We start from the raw sequence: 19349 nt of genomic DNA, 5'->3' as shown, positions 1-19349 counted from the left end.
ATGAAGAATATCACGAGGTATGTTAAGTATACAATTGTAATGTGCGTGGCTGTAATTCTTTATAGTTGTAGCGAAGACGCCATAAGCGATTTTGAAAAAGGAACATTAACAGGTATAGTGGTAACTAATGGTACTAATACTCCTTTAGAGAATGTTAAAATCTCTACAAATCCAAACTCTAGTACAGTATTTACAGACGAAAACGGGGAATTTATAATTGAAGAAATACCGGTAGACCAATATTCAGTTCAAGCAGAGTTAGATGGTTTTTTATCTGCGTTTGAAGCTGCTGAAATTACTTCAGACGGAACTGTAAATGTTGTTTTTGAGTTAGATGTTGAGACTGCTAATAATAGACCTCCAAATACACCAATATTAGTAACACCATCTGATAATGCTATCGATGTTGAGTTAAATACAACTTTGGTCTGGATAGGTAGTGACCCAGATGAAGATGAGATTACATACTCAATAGAGTTGAGAAATAATTTTGATGAGGAAATCCTGTCATTTTCAATAGTAAACGATACAATGGTAGATATATCTGGTTTAAGATTTGGGCTGAAGTATTTCTGGCAAGTAGGAGCAAAAGACAATATTAATGAAGAGGTTATTCAAAGTGAAGTTAGTGTTTTTGAAACTATAGAGGCTCCAGATAACAGACACGTGTTAGTTAGAGAAATTGATGGTAATAATGTTATTTTTTCAACTGACGATTTAGGAAATGACTTATTTTTAACATCATCTAGTATTAATAGTTATAGACCACGACAAAATACAGCTGCAGATAAAATAGCATTTTTGTCTAACGCAGGTTCAGAGACTCACATTTTTATTATGGATAAGGATGGTTCTAATAAACAACAAATTACCTCACAAGTACCTGTAAATGCTTTTAACCTAAATGAAGTAGACTTTTCTTGGACGCAAAATGGCGGACAACTAATCTATCCTAATTTTGATAGATTATATAGCATTAATGTTGATGGTACAGGTTTACAAGAAATCTATCAAACTTCAGATGGAAGTTTTATTACAGAAGTTTCTATAAGTGCAGACGAATCTATAATTGCTTTAAAAACGAATGATGTCAATGGTTATAATGTTTCAATATTTACTATTGATAGCTCAGGCACTGTATTAGATACTGTATTATCTGGAGTTTCTGGAGCTGCTGGAGGATTAGATATTTCTATAGACAATCAATTTATATTATACTGGCACGATGTTTCCGGATTTGAAAGTCCTAATTACAGGCAATTAGATTCGAGGATTTTTACTTACGAAAGAGCAACAGTTATAACTAACGATCTCTCTGATACTAAAATAGCAGGAACTAATGATTTTGATTGTCGCTTTACACCTAACGAGGCCGAAATAATTTTTACGAATACATCAAATGATGGTGTTTCTCAGAAAAATATCTTAATAACAGATACTTCACCAGTCGATGTTGGTTTTGCGAGACTCATATTTGCTGAAGATGCACGCATGCCAGACTTTGAATAATAAACAATTTGAAATACAAAAAAAGCATTCAATTATTTTTGAATGCTTTTTTTGTTCCAGTAATTAGATATAGACATTTATTAAATTATTTTTGTGGTAAATAAAATTAATAATGAGCCAAGACATCAGTAAACGATATGCCCAACGTGGCGTTTCAGCCTCTAAGGAAGACGTACATAACGCTATTAAGAATATAGATAAAGGTTTATTTCCAAAAGCATTTTGCAAAATAGTGCCTGATTATTTAACAAATGATGATGACTACTGTTTAATAATGCATGCAGATGGTGCGGGTACAAAATCTTCTTTGGCTTATATGTACTGGAAAGAAACAGGAGATGTTTCTGTATGGAAAGGTATAGCTCAAGATGCGTTGATTATGAATATCGACGACTTACTATGCGTAGGAGCTACAGATAATATTATGCTATCTTCTACGATAGGAAGAAATAAAAACTTAATAACAGGTGAAGTTATTTCTGCAATTATTAATGGTACTGAAGAATTGATTGAAGATTTAAAATCCTTTGGAGTTACTATTCATTCTACCGGAGGCGAAACTGCAGATGTTGGAGATTTAGTACGTACAATAATTGTAGATTCTACAGTTACTGCTAGAATGAAACGTAGTGATGTAATTGATAATGCTAATATTTCTGAAGGTGACGTAATCGTTGGTTTAGAGTCCTTTGGTCAAGCATCCTACGAGACAGAATACAACGGTGGTATGGGAAGTAATGGCTTAACCTCTGCGCGTCATGATGTATTTCATAAATATTTAGTAAAAAAGTATCCTGAAAGTTTCGATGCCGCTGTACCAGAAGATTTAGTGTATTCAGGACAAACAAAATTAACTGATTCTGTAGAAGATTCACCAATTGATGCAGGTAAATTGGTGCTATCGCCAACACGGACATACGCACCAATCATAAAAGCAATTTTGAACAAGTATAAAAGTGATAGTATTCACGGTATGGTTCATTGTAGTGGTGGTGCACAAACAAAAATTTTACACTTTATAGATAATTTGCATATTGTCAAAGACAATATGTTCCCGATTCCTCCATTATTTAAACTTATACAAGAACAATCAAAGACTGATTGGAAAGAAATGTACCAAGTATTTAACTGTGGTCATCGTATGGAATTATATGTTAAGCCAGAAGTTGCCGAAGATATAATAGCTATTTCAAAATCATTCAATGTAGATGCACAAATTATTGGTCGTGTCAAAGCTTCAGAAACTAAAAGGTTAACTATCAAAAGTTCTTACGGTAAATTTACTTATTAATAGGTATGAGTGTTTCTAAAATTTTTAGTTTCCTTTTTTTAGGTTTTATCTCTTGTAATTTGTGGTCTCAACCAAGCGATTTATTTATTAATCCTGTAATTGATAAAACCAAAGATTATGGTTGGAAAACTAATGAAGATTTAGGTTTGTATTTTAATCAAGTGTCCTTTACAAACTGGAATTCCGGTGGTGTAAATTCTATCTCAGCCATCCTTAATGGTAAAGCTACTGCAAATTATAAAAACGCAAAACTATTCTGGAACTCATCACTGCAATTACGTTATGGATTAAATAAACAACAAGCGCAACCTATTCAAAAAACGGAAGATGCTATATCAATAATTTCAAATTTCGGGTATGAAAAAAGTGAGAATAGTAATTGGTTTTATTCAACTAGATTCAGTTTTAATACTCAGTTTGCTGATGGTTTTAATAATCCAGACGAAGACCCTATTTCTCGTTTCATGGCTCCTGCATATTTGTTTTTAGGAACTGGATTAGAGTATGGTAGGCATATTGAAAAACTATCCTTTTACGCTTCACCAGTTACACTAAAAACCACTTTTGTTTTAGATCAAAGTTTAGCAAATTCTGGGGCGTTTGGTGTCAATCCAGCTATTTTTGATATGGATGGAAACCTTTTGGAATCAGGTGAAAGCGTAAGAACAGAGTTTGGCATATTGTTGACCAATCAATTTGAAGATGAAATATTTGAAAACGTTAAAGTAAATAGCTTGATACGTCTATATACAGATTACCTTAATCGATTTGGTAACATTGATATTGAGTGGGAAATTAACTTTGATTTTAAGGTAAATAAATACATTAGCGCGATGTTTGGTTCTCATTTACGTTACGATGATGACATAAAAACCGCAGTCACACAAAACGAGATAACTAACGAAACAATAGTAATTGATGGACCAAAATTACAATGGAAACAGCTTTTAGGTATAGGATTTGTAGTTAACCTCAATGAAGTCCTGCAAAAGCAAAGTACAATTAATAAGTGAATTAGTTGGTAGATACCCATAATCTTCAAGCTCAGTAAGCTTATCTATTAATTTTGTGCTGCCGTTGTTTAAAAAATAAAGGTCGTCCGTAATATCAATAACATCTTCGTATTTATGGTCGGTTAAGATAATTATCTTATTGGCTTTTTCTTCAGTAATTAAAGCTTTTACACCATCAATCATTAGTGGCGAAATATCATTGAAAGGTTCGTCTAAAAATGCAATTTCACTTTTACTTTTCAAAATGAGATAAATTTCAATAAATCGACGTTGGCCGCCAGAGAGCTTACCAAATTTATGATTATGATAGGTGGAAAACTCTTCGAACTGTTCTGTAAAACCATTCCAATTAACTTTAAATAAATCAAAAAGCCTATTAAGTTTATAACCCTTTGGAGCAGAATCGTATTGAGGCAAGTATTTTACAAATCCTGTTTTATATAATGATTTTAAAACGGGTTTGCTATCAATTCTGACAAGCTTGTACTTTGGTTTCAAGTTTCCAAAAGCAATATCCAGAAGACTTGTTTTTCCACAACCGTTTCTGCCTAAAATTCCTGTCACTTTTCCAGTTTCTGCTTTTAGGTAAATACCGTTTAAAATACGTTTGTTTTTAAAGTACAGTTCTACATTGTCAATTTCGAAAATCATTAGAGTAATTGTTATATCATAAATTAATAAGCGGTTTTATTTTTATGTGAATTCTTTAAAAATAGTTAGAAAAACAATAGTCAATATACAATCAATCATAAATATAATTGAAAATAGCTTTAGCGGAGATATTCCTAAATTCTTGTAAAAGGTTAATTTTCTTCTCTGAGAGGTTTCGTGAACGTAATACCACGCAAAAACCGTAAGAAATAATTTAATAATTAGTGCAGGTGCTAGATGTGAATTTAAAAATCCAATCACGGCAGTTATAACTAATGACCAAACCACAAACGGCTTATAAAATGCAAGTATAGCTAGGAGACGATGCATATACATTTGATAACGTAGACAATTTTAAATTATTTTTTGTTGTTGATATGTAGTTAAGAAACACCAAGTAAAATTGAATATTTATCGTATTTTTATCCCTCAATTTTGATGATAGATGTTAGAGAAATTACAGATAATTAAACAACGATTCGATGAGGTTAATGACCTTATCATACAACCAGATATTATATCAGATCAGAAGCGTTATACAAAGCTGATGAAAGAATATAAAGATCTTAAATTAATCGTTGATAAAGGTGTTATTTATAAAGAGTCATTAGACAATATGGCCGAAGCAGAAGAGATTATTGCAGATGGTTCTGATGCCGAAATGGTAGAGATGGCCAAAATGCAACTTGATGAAGCAAAGGCATCTATTGATAAACTCGAAGAAGATATTAGGTTTATGCTTATCCCAAAAGATCCTGACGATGCAAAAAATGTTGTTGTTGAAGTTAGAGCAGGAACTGGCGGTGATGAAGCAAGTATTTTTGCTGGCGATTTGTACCGTATGTATTCAAAATATTGTAGTGACAAAGGATGGCGTGTTGATGTAGTTAGCACAAGTGATGGAACTTCTGGTGGTTTTAAGGAAATAATTTTTGAGGTATCTGGTGAAGATGTTTACGGAACAATGAAGTTTGAAGCTGGTGTGCATCGAGTGCAGCGTGTACCTCAAACAGAAACTCAAGGTCGTGTGCATACAAGTGCAGCTACTGTAATGGTTTTACCAGAAGCAGAAGAGTTTGATTATGAGTTGGATATGACAGAAGTCCGTATTGAGCGTACAACATCTACTGGTCCTGGTGGTCAATCTGTAAATACAACGTATTCGGCAATTAAATTACATCACGAACCAACTGGAATGATAGTAAGCTGTCAAGATCAAAAATCATCTCATAAAAACTTAGAAAAGGCTTTAAAAGTTTTACGTTCTCGTTTATATGATTTAGAGTTAGCAAAACAACAGGCTGCTGATTCTGAAAAACGAAAAAGTATGGTTAGTTCTGGAGACAGAAGTGCAAAGATTAGAACTTATAATTATCCTCAAGGACGTGTTACAGATCACAGAATAGGTTTGACACTTTATGATTTGTCAAATATCATAAATGGAGATATTCAAAAAATAGTAGACGAATTAATGTTAGCCGAAAATACAGAGTTATTGAAAGCTAACGATGATGTAATTTGAATTTCAGCCTCTTTATTGAGGCTCTTTTTATACAATGACAACACAACAACTCATAGCACAAATCCATAAAAAACAATCCTTTCTTTGTATAGGATTAGATGTAGATTTAAATAAAATTCCTAAGTATTTATTGGAAGAAGAAGATCCAATATTTGCTTTCAATAAAGCAATTATCGATGCAACCCATCATCTTTGTGTGGCCTATAAACCTAACACAGCTTTTTACGAAGCTTACGGTATTAAAGGTTGGAAGGCTTTAGAAAAGACCATTAATTATTTAAGCGAAAACCATCCTGAAATTTACACAATTGCTGATGCCAAACGAGGTGATATTGGTAACACTAGCACTATGTATGCAAAAGCTTTTTTTGATGATTTAGGTTTTGATAGCGTTACTGTGGCGCCATATATGGGTAAAGATTCTGTTGAACCTTTTTTAGCTTTTAAAGACAAACATACTATTTTACTAGCATTAACGTCTAATCAAGGTGCTTTCGATTTTCAGACAAAAACCATTGATGAAGTAGAAGTCTACAAAGAAGTTTTAAAAACTTCCAAGACTTGGAAAAATTCTGAAAACCTTATGTACGTTGTTGGTGCTACAAAAGCCGAATATTTAGCCGATATTCGAAATATAATTCCAAACAGTTTTTTACTAGTCCCTGGAGTTGGTGCTCAAGGTGGAAATCTTCAAGAAGTTTGTAAATACGGAATGACAAAAGATATTGGGTTGCTAATCAACTCGTCTCGAGGGATTATTTATGCATCACAAGATGAAAGTTTTGCAGACGCTGCTGCTAAAAAAGCTGAAGAATTGCAACAGCAAATGCAATCCATACTTTCAAAATAAGTAATTGCCATGCAGGACTAGATTCAGCATCTCATCATGATATACATTGACCAACTAAATCGAAAAATTCAATTAGAAGAAACACCAAATCGTATAATTTCTTTAGTTCCATCACAAACAGAGTTGTTGGTGGATTTGGGTTTAATAGATTCAATTGTAGGTATAACTAAATTTTGCATTCACCCAAAGGAATTACTAAAACAAAAGACAGTTGTTGGTGGTACTAAAAATATTAATCTTCAGAAGATAAAGAAACTAAACCCTGACATTATTCTTTGTAATAAGGAAGAGAATTCAAAAGAGATTATTGATGCTTTAAAAGAGATTGCTCCAATTCATGTTAGTGATATTTACGATATAGACGATGTTTATCAATTAATTAATTCTTATGGGAAATTATTTCAGGTTGATAAAAAGGCTGCATTATTAGTAAAAAGTATTAAGGATGAACGTGAACAATTTCAGATTGAAACTAAGGAATCAAGCAAGAAAAAAGCAGCCTATTTTATCTGGAAAAAACCTTGGATGGTGGCGGGATTAAATACATATATAGATTATATGTTAGGTGAAGCTGGATTTGAAAACGTATTTAAGGCTCAAACACGTTACCCTGAAGTAAAACTAGATAATTTAAGATTAAAAGAAGTTGAGATTATAATCCTTTCTAGTGAGCCATTTCCATTTAAAGATGTTCACATAAAAGAAATGAATATTTTATTTCCTAATAAAAAAATTATAGTAGTAGATGGCGAAATGTTTTCGTGGTACGGAAGCAGACTAAAATATGCTTACAATTATTTCAGAACATTAAGCCATTAAAAAAAGAAGCCAATAATTAATTTGCCGACTTCGGCTCATCAATTAAATCCTAAATTGACTGTCTGAAATAACAAACTTTAATTGGTTGATTTTATTCAAAACTTTAATAGCTTTAAATTCTGATAAATCACTGTATGCCTGATCTATTTGTTTGTGGTTATAGGCGTCTTCAATTAAAAACAAATACTTTTGTTTTAGTTTTCTTTTTTTTGAGATTAAGGCTTGTTCACTAGACATGGTTGTGTTAGTTTAACATTTAGAACATAAAAATATCAAAAATAAGTGTTATTAATCTTGCAATGCAAATACTTTTTTAAGTAAACCTGTGGTTCTTGAAGAAATTTTATTTCTGATTTCCTTTTCTTCAACGGCTATCATCTTATAAACACCTTTCAGAGCTTCACCTGTAACATAATCTGTAAGGTCTGGATTGACATTATTAGTTAAGGGTAAATTATTATATTTTGTAATAAGGTTAGTCCATATTTGGTCAGCGCCTACCTTACTAAAGGAATTATTAATAACAGGTTTAAATTTATTGTATAGTTCTGTTTGTGTTTTTGATGCCAAATACTGTGTAGCTGCATCTTCAGTACCTAATAAAATATTTTTTGCATCATCAAACGTTATTCCTTTTACAGCACTTACAAAGATTGGAGTCGCCTCTTTTACTGCGTCCTCAGCTGCTCGGTTCAGTACTTTCAGGCCTTCATCTGCTAGACTTGCTAATCCAATACTACGTAGTGTTTTATCAACCTTTTGTAATTCTTCAGGCAGTAAGATTTTTACCAATTCATTTTTGAAAAAACCATCTTTTTGGGTAAGCTTTGTAACTTGTTTGTCAATCCCTAAATCTAGTGCTTGCCTAAGACCAGTTGCTATGTCGGTATTGCTTATTGTACCTGCTTGTGGTAGTTGATTAACGACTTGCTGTAATTCAGCACAAGATGTAATAATCATAGTAAATACTAATAAAAGAATATATTTTTTCATAATACTGATGTTTATAATTTAATTGAAATTCAAATTTAAATATAAAACTAGCGTTAATACATAAATATTGTAAATATGTTTGAGTGATAATATTTATTAATAATAATGGTAACTTTAGCACGGTATTTGACTTAAATGGTCATATGATTATATTATGAAGAGATTAGGATTAAAAACTATTTTTTTTCTCATATGTTTTATGGGAGTTGTGTTTTCTAGCAATGCTCAAATTAGAGTTTCAGAAATATTACAACAATCTAGTATTGTAGAAACTGAGTCTAATAAACTTTACTTTGTAGATTTTTGGGCAACCTGGTGCGGGCCATGTGTATATTCAAAAAAGCTACTTACAGTATTGCAGAAGCAATATCCTAAAGATTTTCATGTCATATCAATTTCAAGTGAAAATCCTGCAAAAGTTGAAAAATTCATAAATAAAAATCCAACAGAATTGACTATAGTTGTTGATGATAATAAAAGTACTTTTAATCAGTATAATATTACTTCGCTTCCTGCTGGTATATTATTTAATGCAAAAGGTGATAAGCTTTGGCAAGGTCATCCGTCTGATTTAAAACCAAGTCAACTAAGTAGATTTCTTAGGGGAAATAGAGTGAGAAAACCACTTAATAGATTTCTAAAAGTTATTAATTCAAGGGAATCTTTCGTAAAAGAATATAGACCTAAAAATGATATAGAAATAAAATCTAATAAGACTATAACTGAAGGATTAGGCGTAAGTTATAGTTACGGTTATTTAAAATTAACAGGTAGCGTAAAAGAAATATTAAGTTATTTATCTAATATATATCATAAACAAATCGGTGTTTCTCCATCTTTCAATAAATCATATACTGTTTATATAAATAAGACAAAGGCTGATGAAGAAAATATTGATTTACAAGTACTAGACAAAATGGGGCTTCAGGTTACTGAAAGTATAGCAACTGGTGAGGTAATAGCTCTAAAGGTTAGAAGTCCAAAATTTTGGGATACAACTCAAATAAATTGGGCTGGGTCAGAATCTAAATATTTGGTTAGTGATAATGATATACAAGCCGATAATGTAAGTCTTAAAGATGTTTCTTACCAATTGGCAAAAGCTTTAGATATACCAGTTGTAGTTTCTGCAAGTGATAAGCATTTATACAGTAGACACGATTGGCAAATACACTACAAGTACTTTGAGTTTATGCAAAGTAATCTAGAGGAATATGGTATTAAAGTCAATAAAGAAACTGCAGATTATCCTAAATATGTTATAACAAAAAAAGCACCTTAAAAAGGCGCTTTTTTTATATTAAAACTTAATTCAGATTAGTTAGATAAAACTCTAAACTCTGTACGTCTGTTTTGTTGGTGTTGGTTTTCTGAACAATCTACACCGTTTGCACATCTGTTTTTTAATCTAGTTTCTCCAAAACCTCTAGCAGTTAATCTACTTCTAGAGATTCCTTTAGATACTAAATAGTTAACTACAGAATTAGCACGTTGTTGTGATAAAGATTGGTTAAAAGAATCATTACCTCTAGAATCTGTATGGGACATAATCTCAACACTTACTTTAGAATCTCTCATCATAGGTAATAATGTTTCATCAATAGTCTTCTTAGAAGCGCCAGTTAAACGAGCACTACCTAGTTCGTAATATACAGGTAATACATTAGGGTCTAATAACTCACAATCAACTTCTTCCCAAGTAGAAATTCCACCTTTTTGGTCTAATACTGTTCTAGTTACTGTATCAGATCTCGAAGATATAGTAGAAGGTACTGTTCTAGCAGGAGTGTCAACAACTTGTCTTGTGATAGTTTTATATTCTGCTGGGATTGCAATTTCATTCATTCTAGCTGGAGTTTTAACAACTCTCTTTTTGTAGGTAGCATTTCTGCTAGGAACAGGTTCGCTAGTTGTCTTTGCATCAGAAGCTAGAGTTGTAAATGATACTTCTCTAAATTGTGCTGGATACTCAACAAAACACGCAGCAACACAATCATCCTTATTTACTGAAGGACAATCTTCTAAAACTTTATATTCCCAACCAGATGTAGCTGGATAAGTTTCATATGTTTTAGAACTAGTTCCAAAAGTTGCAGGTATGATGCTAAGAGCAGTACCAGCCTCTTTTTTTACATAAGATACTTCAACAGTTTCATAAACAGCAGGAATGTATTCAAAACGCTTGCTTGCTTCTTTTACTAATACACGTTCTTCAACAGTTTTGTATGTTTCTGGTTGAACTTTTAATGTAGTGTACTCTGGTGAAGCCTGATATGTATCAGTAACCTCTTTAAAAGTATCTTTAGTTATACATTTAACGTAGCATTTTCCTGGAGTAGGATTGCTTGGTAAGTCTTGAGCGTAGGTAAAAGCTACACCTGCTAAAAAGCAGAATAATAATAATTTTTGTTTCATAATTTGTTTTTGTTAATGGTTCGTGTTAATTAATTCTTTGTTTGTAAAAAGTTGATTTTTAAATTAATAGAATTTTAAATGTAAGTAAAATCTAAAAAATTAACAAAATTTTTAGATTTTTTAAAGAATCACTCAATCTCCCCAATTGTATTGCAAATCTATATGTTAGTTTACTTTTAAAGTTTCCACATTAATTATGGCTCCTTTTTTTTTCGATTAAGTGCCTTTTTTTACTGTTTAAAGCTATTATATATGAGTTGGCTTAGTGTTTTTGACTTTTTTTGCAAAAAAACGCTTCTTTTTTTATTTAAATAAACCAATGATAAACGAAGAATTTGACTGTAAAATTTTTATTGATATTTTTTAAATTAAACATTTCATAACAAAAGCTTATGATTTTTTTAAATTCAGTAAATTTGCAGCTCTAAAAAGCAACAATTTTACGAATGGAACAAGTCGCACCCTATAAACCAAAGAATAAAGTACGTATAGTTACAGCAGCCTCTCTTTTTGATGGGCATGATGCTGCAATCAATATAATGCGTCGTATCATACAATCAACTGGAGTAGAAGTTATTCATTTAGGTCATGATAGAAGTGTAGAAGAAGTTGTGAATACAGCTATCCAAGAAGATGCAAATGCAATAGCGATGACGTCTTATCAAGGAGGACATAATGAATATTTCAAATACATGTATGACCTACTTAAAGAAAAAGGTGCTGGGCATATAAAGATATTTGGCGGCGGTGGCGGCGTTATTTTACCAGAAGAAATCAAAGAATTGATGGATTACGGTATAACTAGAATTTATTCGCCAGATGATGGAAGAGCAATGGGACTTCAAGGTATGATTAATGATTTGGTACAAACTGCTGATTATGCAATAGGAGATAGTTTAAATGGTGAAGTAAATACACTTAATGAGAAAAATCCAAAGCATATAGCTCGTGTTATCTCAGCAGCAGAGAATTTTCCAGATGTAGCAAAAAATGCATTATCAATTATTGAAGAAAAGAATAAAACCTCAAAAACACCAGTCTTAGGAATTACGGGAACTGGTGGTGCAGGTAAATCCTCATTAGTTGATGAGCTTGTAAGACGTTTTTTAATAGACTTTCCTAATAAAACGATAGGGTTAGTTTCTGTGGATCCTTCAAAACGTAAAACTGGTGGAGCTCTTTTAGGTGATAGAATTCGTATGAATGCTATTAACTCACCTCGTGTCTACATGCGTAGTTTGGCAACACGTCAATCAAACTTAGCATTATCAAAATATGTAAATGAAGCCATTGAAGTTTTAAAAGCTGCTGAGTTTGATTTAATTATTTTAGAAACTTCTGGTATTGGTCAATCTGATACTGAAATCATGGAGCATAGTGATGTAGCTTTATATGTAATGACCCCAGAATTTGGTGCTGCAACCCAACTCGAAAAAATCGATATGCTTGATTTTGCGGACTTAGTAGCCATAAACAAATTTGATAAAAGAGGTGCTCTTGATGCATTACGCGATGTGAAAAAACAATACATGCGTAATAACAATCTTTGGGATGTACATCAAGATGACTTACCAGTTTTTGGAACCATTGCATCTCAATTCAATGATCCAGGAATGAATACACTCTACAAATCTATTATGGATAAATTGGTAGAGAAAACAGATGCTGAATTAAAATCGACATTCGAGATTTCTAAAGAAATGAGCGAGAAGATTTTTGTGATTCCACCAAACCGTACACGCTACCTTTCTGAAATTGCAGAGAGTAATCGTGCGTACGACCAAACTGCTCTAACTCAAGTCGAAGTTGCACAAAAATTATATGGAATATTTAAGACTGTAGAGTCTGTAGTTGGTTCAACACCAAGTCTGGATAAGTCTGGATTGGAAATTGACTTTTCACATACTAACGAAGCTGAGAGAAAAGATTTTGTTCGAATGTTAATTGCAGAATTTGACCGTGTGAAAATGAACCTTGATCCTTATAATTGGGAAGTCATTACTGGTTGGGACGATAAAGTAAATAAATACAAAAATCCTGTTTACACATTTAAGGTTAGAGACAAGGAAATAAAAATTGATACACATACAGAGTCATTATCACACACACAAATTCCTAAAGTAGCGTTACCGAAATACTCAGCTTGGGGCGATATCTTAAAATGGACATTACAAGAAAATGTACCCGGTGAATTCCCTTATACAGCAGGTTTATATCCTTTTAAAAGAACTGGCGAAGATCCAACACGAATGTTTGCTGGTGAAGGCGGACCTGAGCGTACCAATAGACGTTTCCATTACGTCAGTATGGGCTTACCAGCAAAGCGTTTGTCTACAGCTTTTGATAGTGTAACGCTTTACGGTAATGACCCAGATTATAGACCTGATATTTATGGGAAAATTGGTAATGCAGGTGTTTCTATTTGTTGTTTAGACGATGCAAAGAAACTATATTCTGGCTTTAACCTTGCTGATGCAATGACATCTGTAAGTATGACAATTAATGGACCAGCACCAATGTTGCTTGGATTCTTTATGAATGCTGCCATTGACCAACAATGCGAAATCTACATTAAAGAAAATAACCTTAAAAAAGAGGTAGAGAAGAAGATAGTTGATATTTACAAAGGTAAAGAGCGACCAAAATACAATGGCGATTTACCTGAAGGTAATGACGGCTTAGGCTTAATGCTTCTTGGAGTCACTGGTGACCAGGTTTTACCATCACATATTTATTCAGAAATTAAAGCAAAAACGATTTCTCAAGTTAGAGGAACAGTTCAAGCTGATATTCTAAAGGAAGACCAGGCACAAAACACCTGTATTTTTTCAACGGAATTCGCACTTCGTTTAATGGGTGACGTTCAAGAGTATTTTATAAATAACGGCGTTCGAAATTTTTATTCAGTTTCAATTTCTGGGTATCATATTGCCGAAGCTGGCGCTAACCCAATAACACAATTGGCATTGACATTGTCTAACGGATTCACTTATGTAGAATATTACCTAAGCCGTGGAATGGATATCAATAAGTTTGGGCCAAACCTGTCATTCTTCTTTTCAAATGGAATCGATCCAGAATATTCAGTAATTGGTCGTGTGGCAAGACGAATTTGGGCAAAAGCTCTTAAGAATAAATATGGCGCCAATCCTAGAGCACAAATGCTGAAATATCATATCCAGACTTCAGGTCGTAGTTTGCACGCTCAAGAAATTGATTTTAATGATATCCGTACAACGCTACAAGCATTATATGCGATTAATGATAACTGTAACTCGTTACACACAAACGCTTATGACGAGGCTATTACAACACCAACAGAAGAGTCTGTGCGTCGTGCAATGGCAATACAATTAATCATAAATAAAGAATTGGGTTTAGCTAAAAACGAAAATCCAATCCAAGGCGCATTTATAATAGAAGAACTTACTGACTTAGTAGAGGAAGCTGTACTGTTAGAGTTTGACAGAATTACTGAGCGTGGAGGTGTATTAGGCGCTATGGAAACTATGTACCAACGTAGTAAGATTCAGGAAGAAAGTTTGTATTACGAAACACTAAAACATAATGGGGAATTTCCAATTATTGGTGTAAATACATTCTTAAGTAGTAAAGGTTCGCCAACTGTTCAACCAGCAGAAGTCATTAGAGCTACAGAAGAAGAAAAAGAATTCCAAATACAAACTTTAAAGAGCTTGAATGCGGCTCATGATACTACAGAATTATTGAAAGATTTACAGCATAAAGCGGTAAATAATCAAAATATTTTTGAAGTATTGATGGAAGTTTGTAAAGTATGTTCTCTAGGACAAATTACAAGTGCATTATTTGAGGTAGGTGGACAATATAGAAGAAACATGTAATTTATATGTCATTCAAAAAGCTAAATCTATTATTAAAAGAGTCGCTTGAAGATTTAAAATTTGAGGCGCCTCTACCGTTTCAAAAAGAAGTACTGCCAGTAATAAAAGGTGGTGCAGATGCTTACGTTATTGGTAAAAAAGGAAGTGGTAAAACAACAGCCTTAATTATACATACAATTCACAAACTAAAAGCAGAAGCTTTTGAAGATTCGCCAAGAGCCTTATTTATTGTCGAAAATCAGCAAAAAATAGTAGAGCTTAAAGAAGAATTCGAAAAATTCACAAAAAACACTGATTTACGTGTTTATGGGACAAGTGAGCGATATGATTTTGAAAAACAAAAAGTTGAAATTTATTACGGGCAAGACATTGTTATAGGAACTCCAGCTTTTATTTCTAAACTTTATTTTCAGAATGCATTACACTTAGGACAGATTCAATTATTTGTAATTGAAGATGCAGATTTTATGGGTCGTAATAATGCTTATAACCATATTCTTAGACTTACCGAAAGTATGGATAAATTTCAATCAGTGATTATAGCTGAAGAGCTTAACTCTAAGATTAAGAACTACCAAAATGGTTATATGTCCAATGCACAAGTTCTAAAAATGAAGACAAATAAATAATTAGTCCAGACAACATTATATATCTAAATCCCTTTTCATCAAGGGATTTTTTTATATTTAATAATTCAAAATATTTTATGCTCGAAACTATTGAATATACTGTGACAATGATTGTCTGTTTAATTACAGCTATTGTCATTCAGCGTATTTATGTGAAAGAAAAAAAACGAGGTACAAAGCTTGATGCTATTAATGGAATCAAGTGGTTTGGATTGGCAATTCTTGTTTGGGGCCTTGGTGCATTTTACAATGTGTTATTTGTGAATATTATTGGTTGGTCAAGTACAGATAAGTCTCTTATTTATTTCGGTGTTGTGATATCTTTAGCAAACTCCTTATGTATTTTATTGTCTTTGCCTTCAATAGAACATAATCAAGAACGTAGTATTCTTGTTAGATTAGTAGAACGTTTTACAACAAAAGAATTCATCGGTTTATTTTCTGCTGTTTTAGGTATGATAGCTTTTGTATTTATAGCGACATCTTACAGTAACGAAAACATAAGCAATAATTTTATTTGGCTCATTGATATACCAATTTCAGTTTTTGTGGCAATTTCGCTTTTGTTTGAGTTAAATAAAGCTTTCAAAAGCCGCCAGATGAAGTTTATGTATTTGCCAACTTTTGCACTTTTCTTACTAATTATCATAGCAGTTTCTCACAGAATTATTCCTCAAGACCAGGTTGTTCAAATTATAGACCAAGGTTTTTGGGCAGTTGTTGGTAGCATCACATCGATTTCATTTAAGTTTTTATTTATCCTATTGTTTTCAATATTACTTTATAGTTGGAAATTTTTATCTGAAAAAGAGCAACAGCAATCTTTAGTTCAAGACTTAACCGAAGAAAATTCAATTTTAAATAAAAAAATATCTAAAGTCGAATTAGCAAACGAAAGCCATTTAGATACCATTAAATCCATGAAAGTGGAACTTAAAGAACTTCAAAAATTAAGCTTGATCGAGCTTTCGGATAGACAAAAAGAAGTATTGGCAAATTTAGCTTTACTCGGAAAAGACAAATCATATCCTGAAATTGCCGAAGCAATGCATATAAGTTTAGATGGTTTTCAGACGCATATTTATCAGATAAAAAAACTTTTGAATATTAGTGGTAATGCAGGGAAAGAGCAACTTATTAATTATGCTGAATCTAATGATTTGCTCCAGTATTCTACATTAGACTCTAGTGATTAAGCATGTGCTTAAGCATTAATGGTAAAAAAAATGAACACTGCTTAACCTTTCCCTTTTTTGAGATTCTGAACAATTTGCCAAAAAATAATATCAGATGTTTTTATCATTTCAGAATCAATCTTTAGACGAACAAATCAACACACAATTTGGTAATGCTACACAATGGTTTGTAGATGCCATTTTAGCCGAAATTCCTATAACAGAAACTATAGGCATTCCTTGGGTACTTATTGTTTTAGTTTTAGGAGCAGGCTATTTCACCTATTATTTCAAGCTTATAAACTTCCGAGAATTTTTAACCGCAATTAAAGTTGTAAAAGGCGATTATGATGAGTTTGAGTCAGATGGAAAAGTCTCAGTCTCAGATTCGGTATCTACGATAGATGGTGACCAGCCAGATACAATTAGAGTAGAAGGCCAGGCCGAAGGTGAAGTAAGTCATTTTCAAGCATTAACTGCAGCAGTTTCTGCAACCGTTGGGTTAGGAAATATTGCTGGTGTAGCCATAGCACTGTCTATTGGTGGTGCAGGCGCCACATTTTGGATGGTTTTAGCAGGATTGTTAGGTATGTCGTCAAAGTTTGTAGAATGTACACTTGGTGTTAAATATCGCGAAGTAGATGAAAATGGAACCGTTTATGGCGGTCCTATGTATTATCTAAAAAAAGGACTTAAGGAAAAAGGTTTTGAGAAGTTTGGGAAAGTACTGGCAGTACTCTTTGCAGTAATGTGTATCGGAGGTTCGTTTGGTGGCGGAAATATGTTTCAAGTTAATCAAGCCTTCAAACTTTTTGAATATGTAACTGGTGGTGAAGAAAGTTTCCTATTTGGGCAAGGTTGGATTTTTGGTTTGGTTATGGCCATTTGTGTTGGAATCGTCATAATTGGCGGAATCAAAAAAATTGCTAAAGTCACAGATAAGGTTGTGCCTTTAATGGTAGTGGTATACATATTAGCTGTCTTAACCATTTTAGGTTTAAATTTTTCAAAAATACCAGATGCATTCGTAGCGATTTGGGATGGTGCATTTAGTCCTGAAGGTATTGGTGGTGGTTTTGTTGGCGTTTTAATACAAGGATTTAAACGTGCCGCTTTTAGTAACGAAGCTGGTATAGGAAGTTCTTCAATTGCTCATAGTGCTGTAAAAACCAATTATCCTGCATCTGAAGGTTTAGTAGCACTTCTTGAGCCATTTATAGATACTGTAGTTGTTTGTACTATGACGGCTTTGGTTTTGATTATTACTGGAAGCGTTGATACAACTATAGCCTTAAATAGTGAAGAAGGTGTTATTTTAACGGCTACGGCTTTAGAAAGTGGTATTTCATGGTTTCCTTATTTACTTTCGGTAGCTGTGATTTTATTCGCGTTTTCTTCAATGATTTCTTGGTCTTACTATGGTTACCAATCGTGGAGTTTTCTATTTGGAAGAAAAAAATCTACCGAGTATGTTTACAAAATAATATTCTGTGTATTTACAATCATAGGAGCAGCTGCAACTTTAAATGCCGTTGTCGATTTTAGTGACGCTATGGTTTTTGCTATGATGGTGCCTAATATGATTGGCTTATTTTTATTACGAAAAAAGGTTTTAAGCGAATTAAAAAAGTATAAAAACTTAATTAGAAAGAAGCTGGAAAATTAAAGCGTCAACATCCAAGTACGCTGCAGTTTCTTGAATTTTTTCAGCTCATTGCGTAAAATAGGCAGATAGTCTTTACCATTACTTTTTGAACTTTCTAAGCGCTTACAGTTATTATAAAGTCTTTGCGTTAGTCTGTCTAAACTTTCGATATGCTTATTCTTTTTATCAGAAAAACGTTCGAGTTCTGCATTAATAATTTCTGGGGCTAAACTTTGAGATTGCTGAATAATATCACCAGTAAAGTAGATGTCGCTATTTTCTTTTCCATCAATGTCTAGTAAACATAAATCATCATTAAGATATGTCGAAATACTTCGAGATAAAATAAAAATGTCCATCGCTTTTTGATATAGCGGAATATTAGACAAATGTGATGGCAAGGAATAATTCAAATTAATAGTAATTTCAAACGAATTTAGTCACTCAAAAGCATTTATAGCTTTAGTATTTAAGGTAAATAGTTATATTTGCTTTAAATTATAAGTTAATTTTTATTAAAAACATTAAATGGCTATAGATTCTCTTAATTGGCAGATATTAAAGTGTTTACAGGAAAACGCGAGAATGAATAATTCTGAAATTGGAAGACGTGTCGGTGTTAGTTCGCCAGCAGTTGCTGAGCGTATAAAAAAGATGGAAGATGCCGAAATTATTGAATCTTATACAATTTTAATTTCGCCATTAAAAGCAGGTAACCAATTAAAAGCTATTATCACATTACGTGCTTTTATGGGTATGTTGAAACCTTTTTTAGAGAAAGTAAAAAACTACGATGAGGTAATTAATTGCTATCGTGTCACAGGCAACGAAAATATTGTCATGGAAGTTGTGCTTAAAAATCAACAACATCTCGAGAGATTTATAGACCAATTAATCGTTTATGGCGAAACCAAAACACAAATAGTATTAAGTGATGTTGTTAGACAGAATCCAGTAAAACAGTTGAAGTAATT

17 protein-coding genes are annotated in these 19349 nt (G+C 32.7%); 12 read left to right on the top strand and 5 right to left on the bottom strand.

The features are described from left to right. From BTO05_RS05245 to BTO05_RS05235, 3 genes are all read left to right on the top strand, one after another. Entirely contained in the window at positions 1–1509 is a 1509-nt protein-coding gene (locus BTO05_RS05245) for a carboxypeptidase regulatory-like domain-containing protein (RefSeq protein WP_157662546.1), read from the top strand. Between the two features lie 112 nt (positions 1510–1621). Then, entirely contained in the window at positions 1622–2800 is a 1179-nt protein-coding gene (locus BTO05_RS05240; protein ID WP_087491649.1) for an AIR synthase related protein, read from the top strand. 5 nt (positions 2801–2805) lie between these two features. Beyond that, entirely contained in the window at positions 2806–3813 is a 1008-nt protein-coding gene (locus tag BTO05_RS05235; protein WP_087491648.1) for a DUF3078 domain-containing protein, read from the top strand. On the opposite strand, the gene BTO05_RS05230 is transcribed toward BTO05_RS05235, so the two are convergent. Beyond that, complete coding sequence (locus tag BTO05_RS05230) at positions 3748–4464, bottom strand: ATP-binding cassette domain-containing protein (RefSeq protein ID WP_087491647.1); 717 nt, start codon at positions 4462–4464, stop codon at positions 3748–3750. The genes BTO05_RS05235 and BTO05_RS05230 overlap by 66 nt on opposite strands. Before the next feature lie 445 nt (positions 4465–4909). Here BTO05_RS05230 and prfA point away from each other — a divergent pair, with 445 nt between their 5' ends. Genes prfA through BTO05_RS05210 form a run of 3 tightly spaced genes read left to right on the top strand, consistent with a single transcriptional unit; the run spans position 4910 to position 7655 of the window. Then, on the top strand, positions 4910–5986 hold the full coding sequence (gene prfA / locus BTO05_RS05220) for a peptide chain release factor 1 (protein WP_087491645.1): 1077 nt from the start codon (positions 4910–4912) through the stop codon (positions 5984–5986). 34 nt (positions 5987–6020) lie between these two features. Further along, positions 6021–6836, top strand: a complete 816-nt coding sequence (pyrF, locus tag BTO05_RS05215) for an orotidine-5'-phosphate decarboxylase (RefSeq protein WP_087491644.1) — start codon at positions 6021–6023, stop codon at positions 6834–6836. A gap of 36 nt (positions 6837–6872) precedes the next feature. Then, on the top strand, positions 6873–7655 hold the full coding sequence (locus BTO05_RS05210; protein WP_087491643.1) for an ABC transporter substrate-binding protein: 783 nt from the start codon (positions 6873–6875) through the stop codon (positions 7653–7655). Between the two features lie 42 nt (positions 7656–7697). On the opposite strand, the gene BTO05_RS05205 is transcribed toward BTO05_RS05210, so the two are convergent. Continuing rightward, positions 7698–7892, bottom strand: a complete 195-nt coding sequence (locus tag BTO05_RS05205; protein ID WP_087491642.1) for a Lacal_2735 family protein — start codon at positions 7890–7892, stop codon at positions 7698–7700. Between the two features lie 51 nt (positions 7893–7943). Next, positions 7944–8648, bottom strand: coding sequence for a DUF4197 domain-containing protein (locus tag BTO05_RS05200; protein ID WP_087491641.1), 705 nt, complete (start codon positions 8646–8648; stop codon positions 7944–7946). 154 nt (positions 8649–8802) lie between these two features. Between BTO05_RS05200 and BTO05_RS05195 the strand changes: the two genes are divergently transcribed. Continuing rightward, complete coding sequence (locus BTO05_RS05195; protein WP_087491640.1) at positions 8803–9930, top strand: TlpA family protein disulfide reductase; 1128 nt, start codon at positions 8803–8805, stop codon at positions 9928–9930. 35 nt (positions 9931–9965) lie between these two features. Here the strand turns inward: BTO05_RS05195 and BTO05_RS05190 are convergent, their stop codons facing one another. Continuing rightward, positions 9966–11063, bottom strand: coding sequence for an OmpA family protein (locus tag BTO05_RS05190; protein ID WP_087491639.1), 1098 nt, complete (start codon positions 11061–11063; stop codon positions 9966–9968). A gap of 446 nt (positions 11064–11509) precedes the next feature. Between BTO05_RS05190 and BTO05_RS05185 the strand changes: the two genes are divergently transcribed. The 4 genes from BTO05_RS05185 to BTO05_RS05170 all read left to right on the top strand — a co-directional run bounded on the left by BTO05_RS05185 (position 11510) and on the right by BTO05_RS05170 (position 18396). Next, the gene (locus BTO05_RS05185) at positions 11510–14926 is read left to right on the top strand and encodes a methylmalonyl-CoA mutase family protein (protein WP_087491638.1); all 3417 of its coding nucleotides are present in this window, start codon (positions 11510–11512) and stop codon (positions 14924–14926) included. A 5-nt stretch (positions 14927–14931) separates the two neighbouring features. Next, the gene (locus BTO05_RS05180) at positions 14932–15555 is read left to right on the top strand and encodes a DEAD/DEAH box helicase (RefSeq protein ID WP_087491637.1); all 624 of its coding nucleotides are present in this window, start codon (positions 14932–14934) and stop codon (positions 15553–15555) included. A 77-nt stretch (positions 15556–15632) separates the two neighbouring features. Continuing rightward, entirely contained in the window at positions 15633–16751 is a 1119-nt protein-coding gene (locus tag BTO05_RS05175) for a helix-turn-helix transcriptional regulator (protein WP_087491636.1), read from the top strand. A gap of 94 nt (positions 16752–16845) precedes the next feature. Further along, on the top strand, positions 16846–18396 hold the full coding sequence (locus BTO05_RS05170; RefSeq protein WP_087491635.1) for an alanine/glycine:cation symporter family protein: 1551 nt from the start codon (positions 16846–16848) through the stop codon (positions 18394–18396). Here BTO05_RS05170 and BTO05_RS05165 read toward each other — a convergent pair. After that, positions 18393–18788: a hypothetical protein gene (locus BTO05_RS05165; protein WP_232459784.1), complete on the bottom strand. Its 396-nt coding sequence runs from the start codon at positions 18786–18788 to the stop codon at positions 18393–18395. The two genes, BTO05_RS05170 and BTO05_RS05165, sit on opposite strands and share 4 nt — an antisense overlap. A gap of 115 nt (positions 18789–18903) precedes the next feature. Here BTO05_RS05165 and BTO05_RS05160 point away from each other — a divergent pair, with 115 nt between their 5' ends. Beyond that, the gene (locus tag BTO05_RS05160; protein ID WP_087491633.1) at positions 18904–19347 is read left to right on the top strand and encodes an Lrp/AsnC family transcriptional regulator; all 444 of its coding nucleotides are present in this window, start codon (positions 18904–18906) and stop codon (positions 19345–19347) included. Positions 19348–19349: the final 2 nt, after the last annotated feature.

Origin of the sequence: Winogradskyella sp. PC-19 (genome assembly GCF_002163855.1) — a bacterium.
Lineage (GTDB): Bacteria > Bacteroidota > Bacteroidia > Flavobacteriales > Flavobacteriaceae > Winogradskyella.
Note: the sequence above shows the minus strand (reverse complement) of the source record. Positions and strands in the feature narration are given on the sequence as shown.